This window comes from Streptomyces sp. NPDC101225 (assembly GCF_044767585.1).
In the GTDB taxonomy this organism is placed as follows: Bacteria; Actinomycetota; Actinomycetes; order Streptomycetales; family Streptomycetaceae; genus Streptomyces.
Genome location: NZ_JBIWOE010000097.1, coordinates 1 through 1,849 on the forward strand (window position 1 = coordinate 1; position 1,849 = coordinate 1,849).

The window sequence follows — 1,849 nt, forward strand, 5'->3', positions numbered from 1 at the left end:
TCGCCTACGCCGAGAACCCGCCCAAGAAGTACCAGGACATCTACCCGATCGCCTTCGACGCCGACCTGGAGGGCCTGGTCACCGAGACCCTGCGGGTCCTGCGGCTGTGGATGGACCTGGGAGTGCGGATCTTCCGGGTGGACAACCCGCACACCAAACCGGTCGCCTTCTGGCAGCGGGTGCTCGCCGACATCAACACCACCGACCCCGACGTCATCTTCCTGGCCGAGGCCTTCACCCGCCCGGCCATGATGCACACCCTGGCCCAGATCGGCTTCCAGCAGTCCTACACCTACTTCACCTGGCGCACCTCCAAGCAGGAACTGACCGACTACTGCACCGAACTGTCCGGCGAGGCGGCCGCCTACATGCGGCCCAACTTCTTCGTCAACACCCCCGACATCCTGCACGCCTACCTCCAGCGCGGCGGCCGGCCCGCCTTCGAGGTCCGCGCCGTGCTGGCCGCCACCCTCTCCCCCACCTGGGGCGTCTACTCCGGCTACGAACTGTGCGAGAACACCCCCCTGCGCGACGGCAGCGAGGAATACCTCGACTCCGAGAAGTACCAGCTGCGCCCCCGCGACTGGGCAGCCGCCGAACGCGAGGGCCGCACCATCGCCCCCCTCATCACCCGGCTCAACGCCGTGAGGCGGGCGAGTCCCGCACTCCGCCGGCTGCGCGGCCTCCACTTCCACCAGGCGGACAAGGAAGCGGTCATCGCGTACTCCAGGCGGAGCGGATCGAACACGGTTCTGGTGGTCGCCAACCTCGACCCCCACCACACCCAGGAGGCGACGGTCTCGTTGGACATGCCGCAACTCGGCCTGGAATGGCACGAGTCGGTGCCGGTGCGTGACGAACTCACCGGCGAGACCTACCACTGGGGCAGGACCAACTACGTACGCCTCGAACCGGGCATCCGCCCCGCGCACGTGTTCACCGTCCTGCGACCGTCCACCCCGCAGATCGGAGGGTCACCCACCTCATGATCGTCAACGAACCCGTCCCGGACACCTTCGAGAACACTCCCGCGAAGGACCGGGACCCGGACTGGTTCAAGCGCGCGGTCTTCTACGAGGTCCTCGTCCGCTCCTTCCAGGACAGCAACGGCGACGGCGTCGGCGACCTCAAGGGCATCACCGCCAAGCTCGACTACCTGCAATGGCTCGGCGTCGACTGCCTGTGGCTGCCCCCCTTCTTCAAGTCCCCCCTCCGGGACGGCGGTTACGACGTCTCCGACTACACGGCCGTCCTGCCCGAGTTCGGCGACCTCGCCGACTTCGTGGAGTTCGTCGACGCCGCCCACCAGCGCGGCATGCGCGTCATCATCGACTTCGTCATGAACCACACCAGCGACCAGCACCCGTGGTTCCAGGAGTCGCGAAAGGACCCGGACGGACCCTACGGCGACTACTACGTCTGGGCCGACGACGACAAGCAGTTCGCGGACGCGCGGATCATCTTCGTCGACACCGAGGCGTCCAACTGGACCTTCGACCCGGTCCGCAAGCAGTACTACTGGCACCGCTTCTTCTCCCACCAGCCGGACCTCAACTACGAGAACCCGGCGGTCCAGGAGGAGATGATCTCCGCCCTGCGCTTCTGGCTGGACCTCGGCATCGACGGCTTCCGCCTGGACGCCGTGCCGTACCTCTACCAGGAGGAGGGCACCAACTGCGAGAACCTCCCGGCCACCCACGAGTTCCTCAAGCGGGTGCGCAAGGAGATCGACGCCGGCTACCCGGACACGGTGGTGCTGGCGGAGGCCAACCAGTGGCCGGAGGACGTCGTCGACTACTTCGGCGACTTCGAGAGCGGTGGCGACGAGTGCCACATGGCCTTCCACTTC

Annotated in this window: 2 protein-coding genes; both read left to right on the top strand. The window is 67.0% G+C overall.

Features of this window, described 5'->3' with window-relative positions:
• A partial coding sequence (locus ACIRPX_RS45875) for an alpha amylase C-terminal domain-containing protein (protein WP_404206129.1) occupies window positions 1-989 on the top strand: 989 nt, incomplete at its 5' end.
• A partial coding sequence (locus ACIRPX_RS45880; protein ID WP_404206130.1) for an alpha-amylase family glycosyl hydrolase occupies window positions 986-1,849 on the top strand: 864 nt, incomplete at its 3' end. The genes ACIRPX_RS45875 and ACIRPX_RS45880, both read left to right, overlap by 4 nt.